Source organism: Glycomyces sp. NPDC050141, from assembly GCF_055586545.1.
On sequence record NZ_JBVJHZ010000056.1, the window covers coordinates 1 to 18,601 of the forward strand.

The 18,601-nt window shown below is 71.2% G+C and carries 17 protein-coding genes; 5 read left to right on the top strand and 12 right to left on the bottom strand.

Annotated features, from left to right (window positions below):
* Positions 1 to 132: 132 nt before the first annotated feature.
* The 8 genes from ACZ60M_RS23600 to ACZ60M_RS23635 are packed head-to-tail and all read right to left on the bottom strand — an operon-like array spanning position 133 to position 9,521.
* A complete protein-coding gene (locus ACZ60M_RS23600; protein ID WP_465421398.1) occupies positions 133 to 1,758 on the bottom strand; it encodes a long-chain-fatty-acid--CoA ligase in 1,626 nt (541 codons plus the stop codon).
* Positions 1,759 to 1,809: 51 nt separating this feature from the next.
* The gene (locus ACZ60M_RS23605) at positions 1,810 to 3,003 is read right to left on the bottom strand and encodes an ROK family transcriptional regulator (RefSeq protein WP_465421400.1); all 1,194 of its coding nucleotides are present in this window, start codon (positions 3,001 to 3,003) and stop codon (positions 1,810 to 1,812) included.
* The gene (locus ACZ60M_RS23610; protein ID WP_465421402.1) at positions 3,000 to 3,890 is read right to left on the bottom strand and encodes a DUF6807 domain-containing protein; all 891 of its coding nucleotides are present in this window, start codon (positions 3,888 to 3,890) and stop codon (positions 3,000 to 3,002) included. Before ACZ60M_RS23610 ends, ACZ60M_RS23605 begins: the two co-directional genes overlap by 4 nt.
* A 15-nt stretch (positions 3,891 to 3,905) precedes the next feature.
* A complete protein-coding gene (locus ACZ60M_RS23615; RefSeq protein WP_465421404.1) occupies positions 3,906 to 4,781 on the bottom strand; it encodes a DUF6807 domain-containing protein in 876 nt (291 codons plus the stop codon).
* The gene (locus ACZ60M_RS23620; RefSeq protein WP_465421406.1) at positions 4,774 to 6,297 is read right to left on the bottom strand and encodes a glycoside hydrolase family 43 protein; all 1,524 of its coding nucleotides are present in this window, start codon (positions 6,295 to 6,297) and stop codon (positions 4,774 to 4,776) included. The genes ACZ60M_RS23615 and ACZ60M_RS23620 overlap by 8 nt, the downstream gene beginning before the upstream one ends.
* A gap of 29 nt (positions 6,298 to 6,326) precedes the next feature.
* The gene (locus ACZ60M_RS23625) at positions 6,327 to 7,229 is read right to left on the bottom strand and encodes a carbohydrate ABC transporter permease (RefSeq protein ID WP_465421408.1); all 903 of its coding nucleotides are present in this window, start codon (positions 7,227 to 7,229) and stop codon (positions 6,327 to 6,329) included.
* A gap of 10 nt (positions 7,230 to 7,239) precedes the next feature.
* The gene (locus tag ACZ60M_RS23630) at positions 7,240 to 8,157 is read right to left on the bottom strand and encodes a carbohydrate ABC transporter permease (protein WP_465421443.1); all 918 of its coding nucleotides are present in this window, start codon (positions 8,155 to 8,157) and stop codon (positions 7,240 to 7,242) included.
* A 26-nt stretch (positions 8,158 to 8,183) separates the two neighbouring features.
* Positions 8,184 to 9,521 carry an ABC transporter substrate-binding protein gene (locus ACZ60M_RS23635; protein WP_465421410.1) on the bottom strand — a complete coding sequence of 446 codons (1,338 nt, stop codon included), beginning with the start codon at positions 9,519 to 9,521 and terminating at the stop codon, positions 8,184 to 8,186.
* Between the two features lie 198 nt (positions 9,522 to 9,719).
* Between ACZ60M_RS23635 and ACZ60M_RS23640 the strand changes: the two genes are divergently transcribed.
* Positions 9,720 to 10,754 (top strand): pectate lyase family protein, encoded by a 1,035-nt coding sequence (locus ACZ60M_RS23640; RefSeq protein WP_465421412.1) that lies wholly within the window; start codon positions 9,720 to 9,722, stop codon positions 10,752 to 10,754.
* 66 nt (positions 10,755 to 10,820) lie between these two features.
* Here the strand turns inward: ACZ60M_RS23640 and ACZ60M_RS23645 are convergent, their stop codons facing one another.
* Positions 10,821 to 13,415, bottom strand: coding sequence for a GNAT family N-acetyltransferase (locus tag ACZ60M_RS23645; protein ID WP_465421414.1), 2,595 nt, complete (start codon positions 13,413 to 13,415; stop codon positions 10,821 to 10,823).
* Positions 13,416 to 13,481: 66 nt separating this feature from the next.
* Here ACZ60M_RS23645 and ACZ60M_RS23650 point away from each other — a divergent pair, with 66 nt between their 5' ends.
* Positions 13,482 to 14,189, top strand: a complete 708-nt coding sequence (locus ACZ60M_RS23650; protein ID WP_465421415.1) for a siderophore-interacting protein — start codon at positions 13,482 to 13,484, stop codon at positions 14,187 to 14,189.
* A gap of 6 nt (positions 14,190 to 14,195) precedes the next feature.
* Here ACZ60M_RS23650 and ACZ60M_RS23655 read toward each other — a convergent pair whose 3' ends face one another.
* Positions 14,196 to 14,846, bottom strand: a complete 651-nt coding sequence (locus ACZ60M_RS23655; protein ID WP_465421417.1) for a TetR/AcrR family transcriptional regulator — start codon at positions 14,844 to 14,846, stop codon at positions 14,196 to 14,198.
* 147 nt (positions 14,847 to 14,993) lie between these two features.
* On the opposite strand from ACZ60M_RS23655, the gene ACZ60M_RS23660 reads away from it, so the two are divergent.
* Positions 14,994 to 15,254 carry a hypothetical protein gene (locus ACZ60M_RS23660; RefSeq protein WP_465421419.1) on the top strand — a complete coding sequence of 87 codons (261 nt, stop codon included), beginning with the start codon at positions 14,994 to 14,996 and terminating at the stop codon, positions 15,252 to 15,254.
* 165 nt (positions 15,255 to 15,419) lie between these two features.
* On the opposite strand, the gene ACZ60M_RS23665 is transcribed toward ACZ60M_RS23660, so the two are convergent.
* Together ACZ60M_RS23665 and ACZ60M_RS23670 are read right to left on the bottom strand one after the other, a co-directional pair.
* The gene (locus ACZ60M_RS23665; RefSeq protein ID WP_465421420.1) at positions 15,420 to 15,545 is read right to left on the bottom strand and encodes a hypothetical protein; all 126 of its coding nucleotides are present in this window, start codon (positions 15,543 to 15,545) and stop codon (positions 15,420 to 15,422) included.
* 41 nt (positions 15,546 to 15,586) lie between these two features.
* Entirely contained in the window at positions 15,587 to 16,342 is a 756-nt protein-coding gene (locus tag ACZ60M_RS23670) for a DUF998 domain-containing protein (protein ID WP_465421422.1), read from the bottom strand.
* A 143-nt stretch (positions 16,343 to 16,485) separates the two neighbouring features.
* Between ACZ60M_RS23670 and ACZ60M_RS23675 the strand changes: the two genes are divergently transcribed.
* Both ACZ60M_RS23675 and ACZ60M_RS23680 read left to right on the top strand, forming a co-directional pair.
* The gene (locus ACZ60M_RS23675) at positions 16,486 to 17,808 is read left to right on the top strand and encodes a sensor histidine kinase (RefSeq protein ID WP_465421424.1); all 1,323 of its coding nucleotides are present in this window, start codon (positions 16,486 to 16,488) and stop codon (positions 17,806 to 17,808) included.
* Positions 17,808 to 18,482: a response regulator gene (locus ACZ60M_RS23680; protein ID WP_465421426.1), complete on the top strand. Its 675-nt coding sequence runs from the start codon at positions 17,808 to 17,810 to the stop codon at positions 18,480 to 18,482. The genes ACZ60M_RS23675 and ACZ60M_RS23680 overlap by 1 nt, the downstream gene beginning before the upstream one ends.
* Positions 18,483 to 18,601: the final 119 nt, after the last annotated feature.

The following is an 18,601-nucleotide window of genomic DNA, read 5'->3' on the forward strand; positions in this document are numbered from 1 at the left end:
TCCCCCCCCCCCCTCCCCTCCCCCCCCCCCTCCCCCCCCCCCCCCCCCCCCCTCCCACCCCCCCCCCCCCCCCCCCCCCCCCCCCGCCACAACAAGATCACGCCTCAGCAGTAGCGCAGCACGACAACAACATCACTCCTCAGGCGCAGCACCGTAGAGACGCTGGAGCTCCCGCTTGAGGATCTTGCCGCTCGGCCCCAGCGGTAGCGCCTCGACCACGTGGACGACGCGGGGGTATTTGTACGCGGCGATCTTCGCTTTCACGTAGTCGACGAGCCCGGCCGGATCGGGCTCGGCGCCTTCGGCCGGGACGATCGCGGCGTGGACTTCCTGGCCGTGCTCCTCGTGCGGGACACCGAAGACCGCCGCGAGCGCGACCTCCGGGTGCCGGGAGAGCACGGCCTCTACCTCAGTCGGGTAGACGTTGTAGCCGTTGCGGATGATCATGTCCTTCTTGCGGTCCACGATCCGGATCACACCGTCGTCGTCCACAGTGCCCAGGTCGCCGGTGCGGAACCAGCCGTCGACGACCGCCGCCGCGGTGGCGTCGGGGCGGCCGAGGTAGCCCTTCATGAGGTTGTGGCCGCGCACCACGATCTCACCCAGGGTGTCCGGCGGGAGGAGGTCGATGCGGCCTTCGGTCTCGGGGTCGGCGACCGCGACGTCGACGCCCCAGATGGACTTGCCGACCGTGCCGGGCCGGATCGGTTCGGAGACGAGGTTGAAGCTGGCGACCGGGGAGGTCTCGGTGAGCCCGTAGCCCTCGTGGACCTGGGCGCCGTAGGCGGCCTCGAACGCCTCCAGGAGCGCGGTCGGGAGGGCCGCGCCGCCGGAGATCGCGATGCGCAGCGGGGGCCGGTCGGGGGTGCGGGCGGCGGCGGTGACCATCGCGGCGTAGTTGGTGGGGACCCCGGCGAAGACGGTTGCTTTGTGGCGGACCAGGAGTGCAAGGGCTTCGTCCGGGTCGAACCGCGGGAGGAGGATGATCGCGGCGCCGCGGCGGAAACCGGCGTTGAGGACCACGGTCTGGCCGAAGGTGTGGAAGAACGGGAGGCCGCCGTAGAGCACGTCGTCGGGGCGGTACTCGAACGTGTCGAGGAGTCCGGTGTGGACCTGCTCGATGACGGCGAGGTGGGAGCCGACCGCGCCTTTGGGGGTGCCGGTGGTGCCGGAGGTGTAGAGGATCGTGGCGGCGGCGAGCGGGTGGACGGAGGCGTACCGGGCGATGGGGTCGGCGGTCGCGGCTTCGTCTTCGAGGCGGGCGACCGGGCGGCCTTCTAGTTCGAGTCCGTCGGGGGCGAGGACGGTGAGGAGGGGGACGCCTGCGAGGTCGGCGGCGGGGGCCGCTTCGGGGAGCATCGGGGCGGCGGCGACGACCAGGTCGGCTTCGGCGTCTTCGAGGACGAAGCGGATCTCGTCGGCTTTGAAGAGCAGGTGGATGGGGATGACCACCGCGCCGAGGGCGAGGGCCGCGTAGTAGACGCGGGGGAAGTCGGGGACGTTCGGGATGATCATGGCGACGCGGGAGCCGGGGCCGATGCCGCGCGCGGCCAGCGCGCCCGCGTAGGCGCGGGTCTGGTTCCAGAGCTCGCCATAGGTGACGGTCTGGCCCATGAAGTGGAGGGCCGGGGCGTCGGGGCGGCGGCGGGCGGTCTCGGCGAGGATGGCGGCGATCGAGAGGGTCCCTTGGCCGGGGCCGTCTATGGCGTGGTCGGTTCGGGTGCTGGCGGTGTGGTCGCCACCGGGCTGGTGCGTCATTGCACGCCTCCTTTGCTCTCCGCTCATCCTGCCGTGTCGGGGCGGGTCGTGTCACCGTCCGGAGGCGAGCCATTCGGTCGGGTCGCGGCGGATGCGGTCGATGACGGCCATGGCGGCGCCGATGGCGGCGGCGTCGGGGCCGAGGGTCGCGGGGCGCACGGTGACGGGGGTCCAGCGGGCGGAGAGGACGCGCTGGTTGATCTCGGTTTCGACGCCGGTGATGAGCCAGGAGGAGAGGAGGGCGAAGCTGCCGCCGAGGAGGACGGTGTCGATGTCGAGGAGGTTGAGGACGTTGGCGACGGCGATGCCGAGGGCGGTGGCGGCGGTGTCGAGGGCGGCGATGGTCTCGGGGCGGCCGGCGTCGGCCCAGGCGAGGAGGGCGGCGTCGGCGGTGAGGCCGACGGGGAGGGTTTCGCCGTCGAGGATCGCGGCGAGGCTGGCGTAGGTCTGGAGGCAGCCGCGGGAGCCGCAGCGGCAGGGTTTGCCGTCGGGGTCGACGGTGAGGTGGCCGAGTTCGCCGCCCCAGCCGTGGGAGCCGCGCATGAGGCGGCGGTCGAGGATGATGCCGGCGCCGATGTCGAGTCCGCCTGAGATATAGAGGAAGTGGTCGGGGGTGGCGCGGTGGAGTTCACCTCGGGCGGCAAGGTTCGCCTCGTTGTCCACATTGGTTGAGACGTTGAGGTGGCTCAGGTGTTCGGCGAGGAGGGTTCCCGCGTCTACGTCTCGCCAGCCCAACGAGGGGGCGGTGCGGACGAGCCCGGCGTCGGTGGGGCCGGGGACGGCGAGGGTCGCGGTGACGACGGTGAGGCCTTCGGCGGCCGCGGCGCTGGTGGCGTCGGTCGCCATGCGGCCCAGGCGTTCGAGGACGGCGGGCGCTTCGGTGTCGGTGCACGGCGCGAACGCGAGGTGGCGCACGGTCCCGGTGAGGTCGACGACGCACGCGGCGAGGCCGTCGGTGCGGATGTCGAGCCCGAGCCCGGCGGGGCCGGTGCGGGAGAGGGTGAGTCCCATGCGGGGGCGCCCGGCCCGGCCGTCGGGGGTCGCGCCGGTCTCGGTGACGAGGCGTCCGGCGATGAGCTCTTCGACGATGCGGGTGATGGTGGGCCGGGTGAGGCCGGTGGCGGCGGCGAGCTCGGTGCGCGAGAGGGGGGCCTCGGCGGCGAGGACGTGCCGGAAGACGAGTTCGAGGTTCAACGCGCGCAGGCGTTCCTGCCGGGCGGGGTCGTTCGCGCGGGCCGGGTTCATGCCGGTGGCCGCGCTGCTTCGGCGAGCGCGGCGGCCGCGTCTTCGGTGAGGTTGCCGTCTGCCACGACAGCGAGGATATGCCGTTCGATCTGCTCTCCGGGTTCGAGGACGAGTGGACGGTCCCATGTGAGCGATGAGCCGACGCCGAGGTAGTCGCGGGCGCGCACGAACCAGCGGTCCTGTGCGGTGGTCGCGTCGGCGGGCACGAACAGCATCGTCCACTCTGCACTGCTGCTGGTGCCGGAGACGGTGAGCCACGGTGCGGTCGTGCCGTGTACGGCGCGCACGCCGGTCCCGGCGGGGCTCTGTACGCGCACCTGCCCGCCCACGGCCGGGCCGCGCCAGAAGAACCCGCCGTATCCGGCGCCGACGCGCCCGAGCGCGGCGGGGCTGCGGATCGGCAGCGGCCGGTCGGTGGCGTTGGCGAGCCGGGTCTGCACCGAGAGCGTCCAGGCCTCCGGGGTCAAAGGGACGCAGGCGATCGCGCGCCGCTCGCTGAGCAGCGCCGCGCCCTCCTGGTCGACCCAGTGCAGGGTGTGCGCGAGCTCGGATTCGGTGTGCCGCAGCCAGCGCCGGTGGCGTTGGGCGCCGTGGTCGTCGAGCCAGGCGGGGCCGTGTCCGGCGACGAAGGTGCGGCCGCCCCAGAAGTTGCGGCCGCCGATGTCGGGGGCGGCGATGCTGATGCCGAGCTGGTGGGTGTGGGAGTGGGGTCGGGCGTCGGTGACGACGGTGCCGGCGAGGGTGCGCACGGGGTGGAGGAAGGGGCGGGGCGCGGTGGAGGCGGGCAGGTCGGAGCGCCAGACGTAGCTGGCGACTTCGCGGCCGTCGACGTGGAGGCCGAGGGGCTGGTCGGCGTCGAGTGCGCGGACAGTGCCGGAGTGCTCCATTGCGGCTCCAATCACTTAGGCCTCGCGGGGTGCGGGGCTTGCCGCGACGGCTTCGACCAGGAGCTCGATTGCTCGGGAGCTGAGGTCGCCGTCGGCGACTACCGTGATGATACGACGCCGGGGGCCGTCGCCCGGGGCGGCTGTCAGGGGCTCGGTCCAGGCGAGGGCGGGTCCGGCGCCGACGTAGTCGCCGCCGCGGACGAACCAGGGTTCGCGGTGGGAGGCGATGTCGATGAGGACGAGGGTCCAGGGTTCGGTGCCGTTGGTGCGCAGGGCGATCCAGGGGGCGGGGGTGCCGTGGAGGCGTTCGGTGCCGTGGGTGCCGGGGCCGAGGACTTGAACGCCGTGGGTGCCGCGGGGGGCGCGCCAGAAGAAGCCGCCGTATCCGGCGCCGCCTCGGCCTTTGACGCCTGGGCTGGAGATCTCGAGGGGTGTTTCGGTGGCGTTGTGGAGGGTGTAGCGGAAGTCGAGGGCCCAGGCGCGGTCGTCGACGGGGCGGGCGGCGATGCGGCGGCGTTCGCGTAGGAGGACGGTGCCGTCGGGGCCGATCCAGTGGAGTTCGTGGGCGAGGAGGGCGTCGGTGCTGGCCTCCCACCGGTGGTGGCGCTGCACGCCGTGGTTGGGGAGCGGGATGGAGCCCTGTCCGCGGACGTAGGTGCGTCCGCCCCAGAAGTTCGCGCCGCCAGCGTCGGGGACGGCGATGCTGACGCCGAGGTGGTGGAGGTGGTCGGGCGGCATGGCCTCGGTGACGACGGTTCCGGCGAGGGTGCGCACGGGGTGGAGGAAGGGGCGGGGCGACAGGGTGTTCGGGAGGTGGGGTCGCCATACGTATTCGGCGACGGTCTGGCCGCCGAGGATGAGCGGGCGGGTCTGTTGCAGGGTGTCAGGCATGTGCGTCGGTGATCCGCACGGCGTCGAACAGGGCGGTGCCGCCGCGCGGCTCGGTCCCGGCGGTGGCGGCGAACAGGCCGAGGGCCGCGCCGACCCAGCGTCCTTGGGTGGCTTGGAACGGTTCGCCGACCGGTTGGGGTGCTTCGCCGGGGAGTGCGGCGAAGAACTGGCAGCGGCCGGTCGGATCGACGTCGACGCCCACCCTCACAGGGGTGTCGCCGCCGGTCGCGACCGGCCGCTCGCGGCCGTTGCGGAGCGCGGGTGCTCCGGCTTCGGCAGTGCGGCAGGTGAGGACGGTGTTGCCGGGGGTGCGGGCGAGGCCGATCCAGGCGTAGGTGTCGCCGACGACGGCGAGGCCCGCCGTGGCGCCGGGCGGGGCGTCTTCGAGGCGGAGGGTGGTTTCGGCGCGGCAGCCGCCGCCGGGGAGGCGCTGGCCGAGGAGGTTGGGGAGGTGGCGCAGGTCGGCGGTGCCGCCGGGGACGCAGGTGAGCCGCAGGCCCTGGTCGGTTGCGGCCCAGCCGGGTTCGGGGTTGGCCTGCCAGGTCCATTGCGGGCCGATGCCGTGGGTGAAGTCGTCGGAGGTGTCGGGTGCGGCGGGTTTTTCGCCGTCAACAGGCTTGGGGTGCACGATAACCGGGGTCCCGTTGTCGCCGATGACGGGCCAGCCTTCGTCGTCCCAGTGCATGGGTTGGAGGTGGACGACGCGTCCGAACGGACCTTGGTCCTGGAAGTGCAGGAACCAGTCGCTGCCGTCCGATGTGGTCACCCAGGCGCCCTGGTGGGGGCCGTTGACGGCGGTGTCGCCTTGTTCGAGGACGATGCGGTCCTCGTAGGGCCCGAAGGGGTCGCGGGAGCGGAACGCGGACTGCCAGCCGTCGGTGACGCCTCCGGCGGGGGCGAAGATCCAGTACCAGCCGTCGCGTTCGTAGAACTTGGGGCCTTCGAGGGTCCGGTACCCGGGCAGCCGGTCGCCGTCGATGGCGACGGTGCCTTCATCCAGCAGTTCGGTGGCGTCCTCGTTCATGCGGTGGACGGTGAGCCGGTTGTTGATCCCGGCGCGGCTCTTGGCCCAGCCGTGGACGAGATAGGCCGACCCGTCGGATGCCCACAGGGGACACGGGTCGATGAGTCCCTTGCCGCCCTTCAGCAAATGCGGGGTGGTCCACTCCCCTGCCGGGTCCTCGGCGCTGGTGACGAACAGGCCCCGGTCGGGGTCGGGGTAGACGATCCAGTACCGGCGGGCGTGGTGGCGCAGGGCCGGGGCCCAGACGCCGCCGCCGCGCTGCGGGGTCTGGAACGCTTCTTCGGGCACGAGCCGTTCGAGCGCGTGGCCGACGATGGTCCAGTTCACGAGGTCGCGGCTGTGGAGGACCGGGAGGCCGGGGACGCGGTGGAAGCTGGAGGCGGTCATGTAGAAGTCGTCGCCGACGCGGATGGCGTCGGGGTCGGACCAGTCGGCCCGCAGGACCGGGTTCCGGTACGTGCCGTCGCCGTTGTCGGAGCTGCTGCGCTTCAAGAAGAAGTGTGGCAAGGTGTTCCCGTTCGTTATTTGAGGCCGGTGGTGGCGATGCCTTTGACCAGGTACTTCTGCCCGGCGATGAAGAAGCCGATGATGGGCGCGAGCGAGAGTACCGACATGGCGAACATCTGGCCCCACTGCGACTGGCCTTCGGAGTCGATGAACTGGCGCAGAGCCAGCGGCACCGTGTACAGCTCCGGGTCGGTCAGGTACAGCAGCGGCCCGAAGAACTCGTTCCACACCGAGATGAACGTGAAGATCGCGGTGGTCGCGAACGCGGGGCGGCACAGCGGCAGGATGATGCTCCAGAAGGTGCGGAACGGTCCGCAGCCGTCGATGCGGGCCGCGTCGTCGAGCTCCTGCGGGAGCGAGCGCATGAACTGCACCATGAGGAAGATGTAGAACGCGTTGGTGGCCAGGAAGTTCGGCACCAGCAGCGGGTAGTACGTGTTGAGCCACCCGAGTTTCGCGAAGAGGATGTACTGCGGGATGAGCAGCACGTGGCCCGGGAGCATCATGGTGCCGAGCATGAGGGCGAAGAACAGCTTGCGGCCGGTGAAGTTGAGCCGCGCGAACCCGTACGCCGCGAGGGAGCAGGAGAACAGGTTCCCGACGATGCTGAGGACGACGATGATGATGGAGTTCGAGAAGTAGATCCCGAAGTCGTATTCGAGCGCGGTCCAGCCGTCGGTGTAGTTCGACGGGCTCCACTCGGCCGGCCACAGCGACAGGTCCGAGAAGATCAGGTCGTTCGGTTTGAGCGAGCTGGAGACGAGCCACAGCAGCGGGTACATCATGACCAGGCCGATGACGCACAGGATCACGTGCCGGGAGAAGCGGCTCTTGCGGGTGCTGCCGAGGCGCTCGATGAGCGCGTCGGTGTCCTCATCGGACTTCTTGACCCGCGGGGTTGGCAAGGTCGTGGACATTGGCGGGACCTCAGCTGTCGTAGTTGACCCAGTACTTGGCGGTGAAGAAGGTGATCGCGGTGAACACGGCGATGATGACGAGCAGGGTCCAGGCCATCGCCGAGGCGTAGCCCATGTTGAACTGGTTGAACCCCTGCTGGTACAGGTAGAGGTTGTAGAACAATGTGGAGTTCGCCGGTCCGCCGCCGCCGTTGTTCATCACGAAGCCCTGCGTGAACGTCTGGAACGAGGCGATGAGCGACTGGATCAGGTTGAAGAAGATGATGGGACTCAAGAGCGGCAGGGTGATCGACCGGAACCGGCGCCATTTCGACGCGCCGTCGACGGCGGCGGCCTCGTAGTACATGACCGGGATCTGCCGCAGCCCGGCCAGGAAGATCACCATGGGCGACCCGAACGTCCAGATGTGCAGGATGATCAGCGTCGTCAGCGCGTAGTCGGGGTCGGAGGTCCACGAGATCGCGTCGATCCCGAACCACCCGAGGAACGCGTTCACGATCCCGTCGAACCCGAACACGTACCGCCACAACAGGACCACGGCGACGCTCGCGCCGAGCAGCGAGGGCAGGTAGAACACGGCCCGGTACCAGGGCAGGCCCCGGATGCCGCGGTTGAGGATCATCGCGACGCCGAGCGCGGCCGCGAGCGACAGCGGCACCGACACGAACGTGTACACGAACGTGACCTGCAGCGACTTCAGCAGCACCGGGTCGCGGAACATGTCCGCGAAGTTCTCGAGGCCGATCCACTTCGGAGCGTTCAGCAGGTTGTAGTCGGTGAACGCCAGGTACAGCGACGCGAAGAACGGGACGACGGTGAAGAGCATCCCGATGAACCACGGCAGCAGGAACAGGTAGCCCGCCCGGTCCTTTCGCGCCCTCCTGCGCCGCTGAACTTGCGGCGCAGGAGGGGCGACCGCCCCCGGCATGACGGCGGTCTTGGTCGGCGCGGTCGTCACCCTTCGATCGCCGCCGTCGCCTCGGTGATGAACTGGGCGGCCCCGTCGGCGGCCGACTGGCGGCCGAACTCGACCTCGACGGCGATCACGTCGAGGAAGTCGGCGATCGCGCTGCCCCCGGGCGGGTACGTGTACGAGCGCGGCAGGTCCTCGCCCTGCAGGCCCATGAGGTACTCGGTGGCGACCAGGTCGTCCGGCTCCAGCGCATCCTTGATCTCTTCCGCCACAGCGGCACTCGCGGGGACGCCGCGGGTGGTGCCGGTGGCGAGCGAGGCCTCAGGGTCGTTGGTGAGGAAGTCCAGGAGCTTCACGGCCTCCTTGGGGTGCTTCGAGGCCGACGCGACCGACCACAGGTGCGGGCAGTCAACCGATTGCCCCCGCCGCACGGCCTGGGTCTCGCCGGGGATGCGCAGCAGCGCGAGGTTCCCGCCGCAGGCCGCGTTGTAGCCCAGGAAGTTGTTGGTGGGGATGATCTGCGACGCGAGCTTGCCCTGCGCGATATAGGACGCCTCGGGGCCGCCGCCGATCTCCTCGAAGAACCCCGCGGGCGGGTACGCGCCGGACTGGCGCATCCCGTCGGCCATGGTGAACCAGGCCTCCATAGTGGCCGCCGAGACGCCGAGCTTCCCGTCCTCGGTGAACAGGTCCTCGCCCTGCTGGCGCACCCACACCACGAGGTTCTGGAGGGTCTGCACGTCGTACCCGGTGCCGTAGACCTCCTTGCCGGAGGCGTCGCTGACGGCCTGCGCGAACGTCGCGAGGTCGTCCCAGCTCCAGGTGTCCCCGTCGGGGACGGCCACGCCGTACTGCTCGGCGAAGTCCTTGCGCACGACGAACCCGACCGCGTTGAGCCCGGCCGGAACACCGAACACCGAACCGTCCACTTCGGCCAGGTTGGCCGCGTTCTCGCTGAGGCCGCTCAGGTCGATGTCGTCGCCGTACTCGTTGAGGTCCAGGAGCGCGCCCCGGTCGGCGTACTCGCGCAGCGAGTCCATGCGCATCGCCATGAGGTCGGGCGCGTCGTTCGCGGCGAACCGGGTGGCGAGCTTGTCCTGGTAGGGGCCGGAGTCCTGGTACTCGACCTCGATCGTGATGCCGGGGTTGGCCTCCATGAAGATGTCGAGGGCGGCCTGCGTCTTCTCGGCCCGGGTGGCGTCGCCCCACCAGACCATGTTGAGGGTGACGCCGTCGCCGCTCTCGTCGTCGCCGCCACCGCCGAAGCCGCGCCCGCAGGCGGCGAGCCCGGGGACGGCGGCCAGGCCGAGGCCGGAGAGCTTCATGAGGTTGCGGCGGTTGAGCTCCGAGCCGGAGGCGGGGGGTCGTTCAGTGGTCACGCTGGGGGTCCCTTCACGCGGACGAGGGGTGGGGGTATCGATCGGACTCGATAAGTGGGACCAGGTTAGGGCTGTGAGCCAGGTTATGTCAAGTCATGAAAAAAATTAGTCGGAAGTTTTGGCAACCCATTGACGCAAATCGATGACCGCGCCTAGGCTGGGCCGGGCAGACGCCACCCCCACCGATAGGAGCGTCACATGAATCCTTGGCCTGCAAGGAAGCTGCGCCGAGCCGTCGCGACCGCGGCCGCCGCGGGACTCGTGCTCGCCGGCCTCGCCGCCGCCCCGGGCGCCGCCGCCGAGCCCCCGAGCCGCCCCCGCCAGGGCTGGTCCGACACCGCGGACGGCTTCGCGTCCCTCCCGGGCCTGGGCCGCGGCCCGACCACGGGCGGCGAGGGCGGCGCCGTCGTCGAGGCCGACACCATGGCCGAGCTCCAGGAGTACGTCACCGCCGAGGCGCCCTACGTCATCCGCGTGACCGGCGCGATCGCCATAGAGCCCAAGGGAACCGAGCTGAAGGTCGCCTCCGACAAGACGATCGTCGGGGTCGGCGCGTCCGGCGAGATCGTCGGCGGCGGGTTCTTCCTCGGCACCGGCGTCCACAATGTCATCATCCGGAACCTGACGATCCGGGACACGCTCATGCCCGAGGACGACCCGGACGACAAGCTGTACGACTTCGACGCGATCCAGCTGGACACGGCCGACCACATCTGGATCGACCACAACACGCTGACGCGCATGAACGACGGGCTGCTCGACAGCCGCAAGGACACGACGTTCCTCACCGTCTCCTGGAACCGGTTCTTCGACAACAACAAGACGTTCGGGATCGGGTGGACGCCGAACGTGACCTCGCAGATCACGATCCACCACAACTGGTTCCGCAACACCGTGCAGCGCAACCCGAGCGCGGACAACATCGCGAACCTGCACATGTACAACAACTACCTGGAGAACGCCTCGGCGTACGGGAACTACGTGCGCGGCAAGACCAGCGCGGTGATCGAGAACAGCTTCTACCGGGGCACGCACAACCCCTACTACACAGTGGAGGGCGAGCTGGTGCAGCGCGGGAACATCACCGTGGACTGCACGTGGGGCGACGTCATCCGCGAGCAGGGCGACGCGTTCGACCCGCACGACTTCTACGACTACCGCGCCGATCCGGCCGCGGCCGTCCCGGCCCTCCTGAACGAATTCAGCGGCCCGCAGCCCGAGATTGGGACCTGAGCTGCGGAACCTCTGGATTCCCCACAGCGGCCCCCGGCACTGCGCGCCAGTGCCGGGGGCCGCTGCTTACAGCGCTCGGCGCAGCTCGCAGGGTGCGTCCTCGCGGCGGAGGAAGGCGAGCTGCGCGCGTTTGCCTTCGACGTCGATCTCGGGCCCGAGGGTGAACCCGGTGCGGCGCATGCGGGCCGCGGCCTGCTTGTTGCGGGCGTCGGGTTCGACGACGATGCGCCGGTGCGCGGGGTCGGCGAAGAGGAACGCGGCGAGGACGCCCATGAGGGCGCCGGTGAAGCCGACCCGGGCGCTGGCGCCCGCGGCGGCGACGAGGAGGTGCGCGCCGATGTCGCCGGGCTCGACCTCGTAGCACTCGCCGACGGGGTCGGCGGCGGGCTCGTAGGTCTGGAAGAGCGCCACGGGTTCGCCGTCGCGCAGCAGCAGGTACGAGTGGTGGGTGTCGAGCGAGTCGAGGTATTCGTAGATCTCGAGCACGTACTCGCGGGTATGCCCGGTCATCCCCCAGAAGCGGGCGCGTTCCTCGGTGACCCATCCGTAGATGAGGTCGAGGTCCTCTTCGGGCCGGACGGGCACGATGGACACGGTGCCGAAGCCGTCGAGGTGCTTCGCGAACACTGCGGGGCGGTCGATCATGCGGTACTCCTCCTGTAGCCGTTGCCAATCGGTGACGACGGGGGCGAGCTCCCCGTCCCGCCACAGCGGGAACTGGTCGCGGTAGTGCGGCCCGGGGGCGCCTGACGCTCCGAAGGGGACGATCCAGCGGCTCTGCTCGCGGTCGGCGAGGTCCCACGCCCAGCGGGCGGCGGGGCCGCGCGCGAAGTCCTCGGTGATCCCTGGGGCGCCGGAGGTCGACAGGACGCAGTCGGCGTCGCCGGACATGCCGGTGATCGCTTCGGGCGGGTCGATGTCGCGCCAGGGCACGAGCCGGTGGATATCGCCCCAGGCGGCGGGCGGTTCGGCCGCGGCCTCCTCGATCGCTTCCCGCAGTGCGGTGTCGCGTTCTACCGGGGTGACGAGGTCGCCGTCGAGCAGGTGCTCCAGGGCGAACCCGATGCGGACTTCGAGGACGAGCCAGGGCGCGAACACCTCGGGGTAGCGCGAGGGCGCGGCGAGCGGGGCGAAGACCGGCAGGCCAGCGAGGGCGCGGATGAACGCGGCCCGGAAGCGGGCGAACGCGGCGGCGTCGGTGCTGTCGGCGTCCATGCGGCAGTCCCAGGCGAGCAGCCGGTCGCGAAGCCGCGCAGCGTCCGCGCGCAACTCCAGTTTGGACAGGAGCGCGATGAGCGGCGGGGCCGTGGGCAGGTACGTGTCGGCGTGGATCTCGGCCATGTCGGCGGCGGCCCAGTCGTCGCGGCCGCCGAGGAGCGCGCTGATCCGCTCGACCCGGTGGGGCGCGCAGAACTCGACGCCGAGGTCACCGGAGATGCCGCGGTCGTTCGCCATGGCCGCGAACCCGCGGACCTCCTTGGCGCTCAACGGCTTCCATCCGCGCCAGGCGTACTGCGGCTCCCAGGCGGGGACGGGGCGCACGAGGTTGGCGGCGTCCCGTTCGGGGACGCGCCCGGCGACGCGGTGCAGCAGGCCGCCCGCGGTGTCGGCGGCCATGACCACGTTCACCGGGAGCACCCATCCGTCAAGGGCGGCATCGATATCGGCGACCGTGCGGGCCCGGAGGAGTTTCGGCAGGGCGGCGAACCCGATCTCGGGTTCGGCGTGGAGGGGGCTGCGCAGGCTCAGCGCGGTCCCGTCGTCGTCGGCGATGACGGACCCGCGATCGGTGCAGATCACTTCGACCGTGGCGGGTTCGGCCCCGGCGACCTCGATGGTCTCGGTCCAGGAGCGTGCGGGTTCCCAGCCGTCGGGCCCGAACGCCTCGACCGTGCCGTTCCCGGTGCGGCGCAGCCGCTCGTGGAAGAGGTCCTGCGTGTCGGCCATGGCGTTGGTGATCCCCCACGCCACCTCACCGGTGTGTCCGAAGTGGGCGATCCCGGGGATGCCGGGCATCGCCAGGCCGACGACGTCGAACTCGCTGCAGGCCAGTCTGATCTGCTGGTAGGCGCCGGGGAGCTGCAGGAACCGGTGCGGGTCTCCGGCGACGACCGGCGCGCCCGAGGCGGTCAGGGTCCCGTCGACGATCCAGCCGTTCGACCCGGTCGGGGCGGGCCCGTCCATGGCGAACCGCCCTACCGCGGCCTCCCCGAGGTGCTCGACGACGCGCTCGCGCCAGAGCTTCGCGGGGAACCCGGACCCGAAGAGCAGGTGCTCGGCGTGCCAGACGGCGAGCGGCGTCCACGGCTCCCAGACCCCTGGGGGCGCTTGGAACTCCGGTGCGGCGGCGGCCGCCGCGGGCAGCGCCGCGTTGACGCCGTCGGTGTAGGCGCCGACCCAGTCGGCGGTCGCGGCGTCGAGCCGCCCGAACGCCGCCTTCGCCGCGTCGACGATGCCGGTCTGGCGGGCGAGGCGGTCCCAGGGCAGCCATTCGGCGCCGAAGACGGCGGCCGAGGTCCCGGTCGCGCGGCGGCGGAGGGTCTCCAGCTGCCAGGCGCGGTCGGCGGCGGCGTTGCGGCCCTGGGCGAAAGCGAGCGACTGGGGATCGGCCGCGCGCAGATGGGGGACGCCCCAGGCGTCCCGGTAGCACACGAAGCTCATAGTTAGGTTAGTCTAACCTAAGAGTTAGACCACTGATTCGCACAGGGTTGCGAGAAGGGAACGGGCATGGGCCACGGCTGGGAGGGCGCAGTACTGAAGCTGCTGCGCGCCAAGGACTTCACCTTCACCGTCACCGGCGCGACGCAGATCACCGAGCACTACCGCCGCCTCGCCTTCACCGACGGCGGCCTCCTCGCCGAACTCGGCGTCCACCCGACCATGTGGGTGCGCCTCTGGTTCGACAACGACGGCAAGCCCCACCAGCGCGGCTACACCCTCGTCGACCCCGACCGCGAGAACGGCTCCTTCGCCATCGAGTTCGCCCTGCACAACGGCCTCGCCAGCGACTGGTCCCAGAAGGCCCAGACCGGCGACACCATCCAGGCCACGGTCTACGGCACCGGTTTCGAACCCCTCGAACCCGCCCCCGAGCGCCTCCTCATCGTCGGCGACGCCGCTTCGCTCCCGGCCGTCAACTCGCTCCTCGACGCCTTCCCCGACACCCCCGCCACGATCTGGTTCGAGACCACCGGCGACGACGAACTCCCCTACCGCACCAACGCGAACCACGACCTCCACCGCATCCCCCGCGACGGCGGCGCCCTCGTCGACCGCGTCCGCGCCGAGCTCCCGGACCTCGCCGCCGACCCCGCCCGGTCCTACTTCTGGATCGCCTCCGAGGCCAAGTCCACCCGCGTCCTCACCGCCTTCGCCCGCAAGGAGATCGGCTTCCCCAAGGACCGCATGCACTCGATGGCCTACTGGCGCGCATAGCTTCCTCTAGCTTTCGGGGGCGGTGACCTCGGCGAGGTAGAGGCCGACGATGGCGTCGACCAGGCCGAGGCCCGCTTCGCGCCAGGTGGGGCGGGCGGTCGGCAGGCCCGCGGCCAGCGCGGCCTCGCGGACGGCCGGGACGACGACCATGAGTTCGCGGACCATGTCGTCGCGTTCGGCGCGCACGGTCGGGGGGAGGTCGGTGAGGTAGCGGTCGATGCCCGCTTTGACCTGCCGGATCGAGGGGGCCTCGAAGGACTGCTCCTCCACGATCGGGCGCAGCGACGGGTCGGCGAGGACTTGGGCGGCGAAGCGCGCGAACCAGGTCGGGTCGCCGAGTCCGTCGAGGTGGGCCATGGTCGGGAGGACGAAGCACTCGACCCAGTCGCGCAGGCTCGGCGTGTCGCCGACGGCCGCGATGCGGTCCTGGCGGAAGGCCTCGACGGCGACCATGTGGCGCTCGACGATGGCGCGCACGAGGCCGGTCTTGGTGCCGAAGTGGTAGCCGACGGCCGTGTTGTTGCCCTGGCCGGCGGCCTCGGAGATCTGCCGGGCGGAGACTGCCGCGACCCCGTGTTCGGCGAACATCCGTTCGGCGGCGTCGAGGATCGCTTCGCGGGTCGCTGCCGCCCGTGCGCCTTTCGCGGTGCCGCGCATCGCCTCGCCTCCTCGTGTCCGTGCCGGAACCCCAGCATATCAGTCAAGTGACTTAACTGTGCGGTTCGGACGACGCGTCCTCCCGGGAAAACGCCCCGTGTCCACTACCGTGATGCTCCACAGCATTACGAGGCGAGGAGGCGGCCCATGGCCAGCACCGCGGAGATCAAGTCGCAGATCCAGGGCGCGATCGAACAGGTCCAGGAGGCCATGGGCGCCATCGGAGGCGCCCAGTCCCAGACCGACAACGCCATCGGCGCCGGTACCGCAGCCACCCAGGACACCGGCAGCGCCATGCCCGGCGAGGCCCTCGGCCAGTGGCAGCAGGCGAAGGAGAAGCTCGATGAGGCCCTCACCCTCTACCAGGGCGGATCGGACACCTTCGAGCAGTACGCGAACTCGATCTGAGCGATGTCGTACCCCCGGAGGATCATCGAAACCGGGGGCGGCTCGATCCCGACACACCCGACCCCGGGGGCGCCGAACCCGACCCGATGTCGCACCCCCAGGGGACCATTGCAACCGGGGGCGGTTCCGCGCCGACACACCCGACCCCGGGGGCGCCGGGCGCCGCTAGAACCAGCTGCCGAAGGACGGCCCTTCCCGGGCCTCCTCCGGCCGCCCGCCGAAGACCTCGCCGTCGCGCCACACCCGCACCGGCCCCTGGCGCCGCAGCTCCCCGCACTTCCCCAGCGCCATCCGCGCCCGCCCCAACCGGGCCCGCAGCTTCCCGGACCCTCTCATGACCGCGACCCCGCCAGCGCGGGCACCGCGTCGGCCGCGACACCGCTCGCGGCCCCGGCCGGCGAGGCGGCACCGACCGCCGACGCCCCGGCCGGAACCGTTGCGGGCGTTGCCGTCCCGGCCTGCACGGTGACTCGCGTCGAGTTCGCGACGAGTATCCACACCAGCGCCGAGAGCACCACCAGCAGCACCCGCTGCCCGACCCCGCGCCAGTCGCCGCCGTCGAGGAAGCCCGGCAGGAACGTGTTCAGCGTCGTCGTCAGGAACGTCAGCGCCGCCAGCCCCGTCACCCACCATGTGCCGCGCCGCACCCAGTCGGGCACGTCGGCGTCCTTCATGCGGATCGCGCACAGCGCCGCGACCACGGTGAGCAGCACGAACGCCGCCCCGGCCGTGTAGCGGTGGATCTGCGCCCACCACGTCAGCCCCGATTCGGGCGTGCCGGTCCGGAAGACCGCCGCGCACAGCAGCATCACCGCGGTCGAGCCGAGGAGGAAGCGGATGAAGCCCTCGCGGGCGAGCCCGACCCCGCGCCCGGCGAGGATCGCGCAGGCCAGCGCGAGCGCCAGCACGGAGGCGGGGAAGAGGAGTATCCCGGGCCAGGTCAGGGCGTAGCTCGATACCGGTGTCGCCACCGGGTCGACCGCGTCGGACTGGGTCAGGTGCATCACCGCGAAGCCGGCCTGGCTGGCCGCGACGGCGGCCATGGCGGTCACTTCGGCTGCGCGCGAACGGAGCAGGTTCTGGATCATGCGGCGAACGGTAGGGGCGCGGACGTGCGGTTCCCTCAGTCCGCGGCGTGGATTCGGTTCTCATACCCAGGGGTGAGACGGGCGGCGGCGGCCCGTACCCGGGAGTGAGGTCGCGCAGGCCGCGGGCGGCATAGGTTGGTGCCGTGAAGTCCCGATCGAAGCGCGAGCCCGTTCCGTACAGCCCGGTCCGGGCCGTGGTCTCCTACCTGGTCCCGGCGGCCCCGCCGGGATCGGGGACGTGGCGCTGGCGGTTCACGACCACGCTGGGGCTCGTCGGTCCGGGTTCGGTGCCGTTCGGGCTGATCCTCTTCCTCATCGAGAAGCAGGTGCTGAGCAGCAACTACGGGATCACCTGGTCGGTGCTGCCCGCCGCCGCCACGGGCGCGGCGGTCGTCTTGGCGCGGTTCCGGCCGGTCGAGGCGTGGCTGCTGGTCATGGGCTCGTACACGGTGACGTTCTTCTTCGCGTCGATCTCGTACTGGGAGCCGTGGCCGCTGACTACGACGAACCTGTTCGCGGCCCTGGTGGTGATCTTCGCGCTGGGCCGGGACCGCCGGGCCTGGTACGGGGTGCTCGCGTGGTGTTCGCATGCGGCGGCGGGGATCTACGTGACCTGGGCGACGAACGCGGGGGTGTTCGACCCGCGTCCGGCTCCGGCGGAGCTGCCGTCGGGGGGGCTCGCGGGTGACAGCCTGACGCTCGGGGCGCTGCTGGGTGCGCTGGCGTTCATCATCGGGTTCACGGTGCGGATCTGGCGGCAGGGGCGGCGGCGGGTGGCCGAGGAGGAGCGGGTCGCGGAGGGCGAGCGGCATCAGCGGCGGCTGCTGGAGGAGCGGACGCGGATCGCGCGGGAGCTGCACGACATCGTGGCGCACCACATGTCGGTGATCGCGGTCCAGTCGTCGACGGCGGAGTACCGGCTCGCGGACCTCGGTGAGGAGGCGAGGGCGGAGTTCCGGTCGATCAGCGGGCAGGCGCGCGAGTCGCTGGCGGAGATGCGGCGGCTGCTGGGGGTGCTGCGCAGCGAGGACGAGGCGGGCGCGCGGGCGCCGCAGCCGGGCCCGGAGGCGCTGCGAGGCCTGGCGGAGTCGGTGGTCCGGGCGGGGACGCCGGTGGAGCTGCTGGTCGGCGAACTGCCGGAGCACCTGCCGGAGACGGTGGCGCTCACGGTGTTCCGGGTGGTGCAGGAGGCGTTGAGCAATGTGGTCCGGCACGCGCCGGGGGCGGCGACGGTGGCTGAGGTCGGCGCCGCGGACGGGCGGGTCACGGTTACGGTGGTGAACGGCCCGCCGCCGGTGGGCGGGTCGGCGCCTGATCCGCACGGGTCGGGGCTGGGCCTGGTCGGGATGCGCGAGCGGGTCTCGCTCGACGGCGGGACGCTGGAGACCGGACCGGCCGTTGACGGGGGTTTCCGGGTGTGCGCGGTGCTGCCGATCGAGGACCGTTCGTCTGCAGAGGAGTCGTAGTGCAGGTCAAGGTGTTGATCGCCGACGACCAGGCGATGGTGCGCGCCGGTTTCGCGGCGTTGTTGAACGCGCAGGCGGACATCGAGGTCGTGGGCGACGCCGAGGACGGTGTGGGTGCGGTGACGGAGACGGCGCGGCTGCGGCCTGACGTGGTGCTCATGGATGTGCGCATGCCGGTCATGGACGGGCTCGAGGCGGCGAAGCGGATTCTGTCGGTGCCTGAGGAGCGGCGGCCGCGGGTGCTCATGCTGACCACGTTCGATCTCGACGATTACGTGTACGAGGCGCTTCGCATGGGCGCCAGCGGGTTCCTGCTGAAGGACGCGCCGCCTGGGGACCTGATCGCGGCGGTACGCGTGGTCGCGGCCGGGGATGCGCTGCTCGCGCCGTCGGTGACGCGGCGGTTGATCGAGCAGTCGTTCAAGGCGAAACCCGCGCTGCGGCGCTCGGCGAAGCTGGATGCGCTGACGCCGCGCGAGGAGGAGGTCCTGCGCCTCATCGCGCGCGGCCTGTCGAACACCGAGATCGCGAAGGCCCTGTTCGTGTCGGAGCAGACGGTGAAGACGCACGTCGGCAAGGTCTTCAGCAAGCTCGGCCTGCGCGACCGCGCCCAGGCGGTGATCTGCGCCTACGAGACGGGCCTGATCACGGCGGGCGACCCGCGAGAGCCCTAACCCGCCGCGGCCGCGACCTGCGCAAACGCGCCGGTGTCGGACCCGCGTGGGAGAGTCGTCCTATTTCTTCGGTCGGTCGGAGGCGGATGCGGGTGGGAAGGGGCACGCCCTACACCCGC

Coding starts and splice junctions, on each gene's coding strand:
- ACZ60M_RS23600 (WP_465421398.1), bottom strand. CDS start 1,758: ATGACGCACCAGCCCGGTGGCGACCACACCGCCAGCACCCGAACCGAC.
- ACZ60M_RS23605 (WP_465421400.1), bottom strand. CDS start 3,003: ATGAACCCGGCCCGCGCGAACGACCCCGCCCGGCAGGAACGCCTGCGC.
- ACZ60M_RS23610 (WP_465421402.1), bottom strand. CDS start 3,890: ATGGAGCACTCCGGCACTGTCCGCGCACTCGACGCCGACCAGCCCCTC.
- ACZ60M_RS23615 (WP_465421404.1), bottom strand. CDS start 4,781: ATGCCTGACACCCTGCAACAGACCCGCCCGCTCATCCTCGGCGGCCAG.
- ACZ60M_RS23625 (WP_465421408.1), bottom strand. CDS start 7,229: ATGTCCACGACCTTGCCAACCCCGCGGGTCAAGAAGTCCGATGAGGAC.
- ACZ60M_RS23630 (WP_465421443.1), bottom strand. CDS start 8,157: ATGCCGGGGGCGGTCGCCCCTCCTGCGCCGCAAGTTCAGCGGCGCAGG.
- ACZ60M_RS23640 (WP_465421412.1), top strand. CDS start 9,720: ATGAATCCTTGGCCTGCAAGGAAGCTGCGCCGAGCCGTCGCGACCGCG.
- ACZ60M_RS23645 (WP_465421414.1), bottom strand. CDS start 13,415: ATGAGCTTCGTGTGCTACCGGGACGCCTGGGGCGTCCCCCATCTGCGC.
- ACZ60M_RS23650 (WP_465421415.1), top strand. CDS start 13,482: ATGGGCCACGGCTGGGAGGGCGCAGTACTGAAGCTGCTGCGCGCCAAG.
- ACZ60M_RS23655 (WP_465421417.1), bottom strand. CDS start 14,846: ATGCGCGGCACCGCGAAAGGCGCACGGGCGGCAGCGACCCGCGAAGCG.
- ACZ60M_RS23660 (WP_465421419.1), top strand. CDS start 14,994: ATGGCCAGCACCGCGGAGATCAAGTCGCAGATCCAGGGCGCGATCGAA.
- ACZ60M_RS23665 (WP_465421420.1), bottom strand. CDS start 15,545: ATGGCGCTGGGGAAGTGCGGGGAGCTGCGGCGCCAGGGGCCGGTGCGG.
- ACZ60M_RS23670 (WP_465421422.1), bottom strand. CDS start 16,342: ATGATCCAGAACCTGCTCCGTTCGCGCGCAGCCGAAGTGACCGCCATG.